Genomic DNA, 3,798 nt, shown 5'->3' on the forward strand with positions numbered 1-3,798 from the left:
CGCGGGGCGCCGCCGCGCACCCGCCCCGGGGGGCGCCCCCGCGGCTGGGGGGGCCGCGCCCGACCCCCCCCCCCCCCGCCCGCCCGCCCCCCGGGGCCCCCGCACGGCCGGGGTGCTCAACGCCGCGTCACAGCGCCGGATAGGCGTTCTTCAGCAGCTCCTGGAACTGGGCGGAGAACCACTCACCGGACAGCGGCGCGTCCGGCAGCGCACCGGACATGTGGTTGTTGTTCCTCGGGTTGCCGGTGTACGTCGGGTCGCACATCCCGTCGAAGCCCTTGCCGTCGTTGTTCGGGAGCTGCTTGCTGGCCCCGTCCGACTCGCCCGGCGGCTTCATCCAGACGTACGCGTCGATGCCCGGCGCCGGGGCCGCCTGCGGCCGTTCGCCGAGACCGGCGCCCGCCTGGTTGCACCAGTTGCCGGTGTTCAGCCGCCGGTCGTAGCGCCCGCCGTCGACATAGGCGTCGACGCTGGTGCGCGGCCCGGGCCCGGTCGGCCGGGCGGCGCCGCCCCAGCCGTTGCGCGAGGTGTCGATCAGCATCCCGAGCTTGGGGTCGAAGCCCAGCGAGACCAGCTTGGTGCGCAGCCCCTGCGCGTAGGAGAGCTCGTCGACGTAGCGGTTCCAGTCGACCCACTTGGACTGGCGGACGGAGGTGCCGTTGACGCTGTCGTCGATGGAGAAGTTGTCCTCCTTGAGCGCGCTGTAGTTCGCGGTGTTGACGATGAAGCCGTGGACGTCGGCGAGGGTGGCGCCCTCGGCGGTCGCCGCCTGCTTGAACAGCTCGGCGGACGCGCCGAGGTTGTCGTCCCAGCCCAGCCAGCCGTGGTGGCCGGCGTCGGCGTAGTTGTACACGTTGGGGATGGCACCGAGCTTCTTCAGGGCGTAGCCGATGCCCTTGATGTAGTTGCCGTTGGCCTTCATCACGTCGCAGGCGGGAGTGGCGGTGGCCCGCGGCGTGGTGTTGGTGACCAGGTTCGGCAGCGAGTCGAGCTCGACCGTGGTGACGATCCGCAGGCCGGCGTACTTGGGGTCGGCGAGGACGGCCGCGATCGGGTCGATGAACTCCGTCCGGTACCGGTCGATCTCGGTCGGGCCGAGTTCGCCGTTGGAGGAGAGGGCGGCGCAGTCCCGGCCGGGCAGGTCGTAGACCACCAGCTGGACGACGAGTTCGCCGGCGCCCTTCTGGCGCAGCGCCTCGTCGAGGTGGGCGCGCAGGCCCATCCTGCCGTTGGCGCCGGCGATGGCGGCGATCCGGTCCAGCCAGATGCCGGTGGGCTGGCCGGCGACCTTGGCGCCGCCGGGTTCGGCGGCGGCGTGCGCGGACCACTCGGGGTTCACGTAGACCTTCGCGCCGGCGTACGGGTTGTCGACGCGGGTGCCGGGCTGCGGGGTGGGCGTGCCGGTCGGGGTGCCCGTGGGCGTGGGGGTCGGCGTCGTGGTGGCGCCGTCGCAGAGCACGCCGTTGAGCTTGAAGGCGGTGGGCACCGGGTTGGTGCCGCTGTAGGAGCCGTTGAAGCCGAAGGAGGTGGAGCCGCCGGTCGCCAGGCCGCCGTTGTACGAGACGTTCCGGGCCGTGGCGTCGGCTCCGGACTGGCTGATGGTCGCGTTCCAGCCCTGGGTGACCTGCTGGTTGCCGGCGAAGGTCCACTCCAGCGTCCAGGAGCTCAGCGGGTCGCCGGTGTTGGTGACGCTGACGTTGGCGCCGAAGCCGGTGTCCCACTGGTTGGACACCTGGTAGTCGACCCGGCAGCCAGCCGCGGCGGCGCCCGCCGAGGTGGACAGCACGGTGGCGGTGGCGCCGCTCGCGGTGAGCAGGCCGAGGGCGGCGAGCAGGGCCGTCCGGCTGCTGCGCAGCCGGTTGACGGTGGGGCGGGTGGGGGTGGTGCGGCTCATGGTGGGGGTCCCTTTCAGTGTCCGTCGAGGGTGCGCAGGTGGTCGCGCAGTCCGAGGCCGAAGGCGGTGGGGGTGCCGTCGTAGGCGGTGATCAGGGCGGGGCCCGAGGAGCAGTCCCAGGTGTTCCAGGTCCAGCCCAGATAGGAGAGCCCGCGGTCGTCGGACCACTTCATGACGCGGTCGACGAACGCGTGCCCGCAGGTGTTCTCGCCGATCTCGCCCGCCACCAGCGGGACCCGGGCGGCGACCGGGGCCAGCGTGGAGTTCCAGCAGGACTCGTCGGCACAGGAGTTGACGTTGTAGACGTGCCAGGCGGCGGCCAGCTCGCCGGCCGGGTCCGAGGGGGCGTGGGCGAGCCAGCCGCTCAGGTCGTTCGCGTAGGCGATCCCGGGGACGAGCACGAGGTTGCGGGAGCCGGTGGCCCGGACGGCGTCCACGAGGTTCTGCATGCCGGCCACCTCGTAGCCGATGCCCGGGCAGGTGCCGCCGTCGCGCCAGCAGGCCCAGGCCTGTTCGGGGGTGGCGGTGGCCCGGTCCGGATAGGGCTCGTTGAACAGGTCGAAGACCACCCGGCGGTCGTCCTTGAAGGTGTTCGCCACCGAGGTCCAGAACGCCGGGGCGTACCGGGCGTCCGGCATCGGCTTCTGGCAGGAGGCGTGTACGTCCGGACAGCCCGCCGAGTTGCCGGTGTACTGGCCGTACGTCCAGTGGAGTTCGACCACGGGGGTCATCCCGTGCGCGAGGACGCGGGCCACCAGCTCCTTGACGGCACCGACGTAGGCGGCGCCCCGGTACTCGGGTCGGATGTTGTCCAGGCCGAGCCAGCACTCCTCGTTGAGGGTGATCCGGACGGCGTTGGCCTTCCAGTCCGCGATGGCCTGGACGGCGGTGTCGTCCACCGGGCCGTCGAAGACGCCGTGGCCCTGGACGCACATGAACTCGCCACCGGAGCGGTTGACGCCGAGCAGGCGGCGGGTGGCGCCGCTCGGGTCGGTCAACCGGTTGCCGCTGACGCTCAGTTCGGGCGCACCGGTGGTCGGGGTGGGGGTGGGGGTGGTGGTCGGGGTCGGACTGGTGGTCGGGCCGGGGGACGATCCCGAACCGGCTGAGCAGGGAAGGCCGTTGAGGGTGAAACCGGTCGGGTCGGGGTTGGCGCCGGACCAGGAGGCGATGAGGCCGAGGGTGACGCTCGCGCCGGTCCCGAGCGAGCCGTTCCAGCTCTCGTTCGCGGCCGTGACGTCGGTGCCGGACTGGGACCAGGTGGCGCCCCAGCCCTGGGTGAGGTGCTGGCCGCCGGTGAAGTGGAAGCCGAGACTCCAACCACTGGTCGGTGCACCGTTGTTGGTGATGACGACAGCGGCCTGGAAGCCGCCGGCCCACTGGTTGACCGTGGCGTAGCCCACGGAGCAGCCGAGCGGAGCCGTGGCGCCCGGGCCCACACCCGCCGCGGCGGACACGGCAGTCACCAGGGTGAGGGCCGCGCCGCCGAACAGCGCTGTGAGGGGTGGGGGGTGTCGCATGAGCGACTCCTTGCAGCGAGGACGCGCCGCTCCCGGCGCGTCGACTGACGGAATCGCTCCCACTGGTGGGCACCGACCGTAGCGCCAACTGCCGCAAAGGAAAAGAGGAGTTGCCGGGATTGGCGAGCGGGGGAGTTCGACTCTTCAAGCCTCTTGACCGGTTCTCGGCGATCCCGCACAGTGGGAGCGCTCCCACTGGTCAAGCACTGTCGTAGAACGCCGTGCGGCTGCCCCCGGCGCCAACCCCAAACCGGGGGGGGGCGCCCCGAGGCGCCCCCGGCTCCCGGCACCCCGCGGGGGGGGGGCGGCCCGGGGGGGGGCCGGGGGGGCCGGCTCCGGGGGCTGGGTGATTGTCGGACTGCCGACTCTGTGGGTGGGGGGTTG

The 3,798-nt window shown here is 72.6% G+C and carries 2 protein-coding genes; both read right to left on the reverse strand.

Features of this window, described 5'->3' with window-relative positions:
- Window positions 1-127 precede the first annotated feature (127 nt).
- The gene (locus ACZ3YL_RS23465) at window positions 128-1,894 is read right to left on the reverse strand and encodes a glycoside hydrolase family 6 protein (RefSeq protein WP_465659575.1); all 1,767 of its coding nucleotides are present in this window, start codon (window positions 1,892-1,894) and stop codon (window positions 128-130) included.
- Between the two features lie 14 nt (window positions 1,895-1,908).
- Window positions 1,909-3,414, reverse strand: coding sequence for a cellulase family glycosylhydrolase (locus ACZ3YL_RS23470; RefSeq protein WP_465659576.1), 1,506 nt, complete (start codon window positions 3,412-3,414; stop codon window positions 1,909-1,911).
- Window positions 3,415-3,798: the final 384 nt, after the last annotated feature.

This window comes from Kitasatospora sp. NPDC023176 (assembly GCF_055560495.1).

Coding starts and splice junctions, on each gene's coding strand:
- ACZ3YL_RS23465 (WP_465659575.1), bottom strand. CDS start 1,894: ATGAGCCGCACCACCCCCACCCGCCCCACCGTCAACCGGCTGCGCAGC.
- ACZ3YL_RS23470 (WP_465659576.1), bottom strand. CDS start 3,414: ATGCGACACCCCCCACCCCTCACAGCGCTGTTCGGCGGCGCGGCCCTC.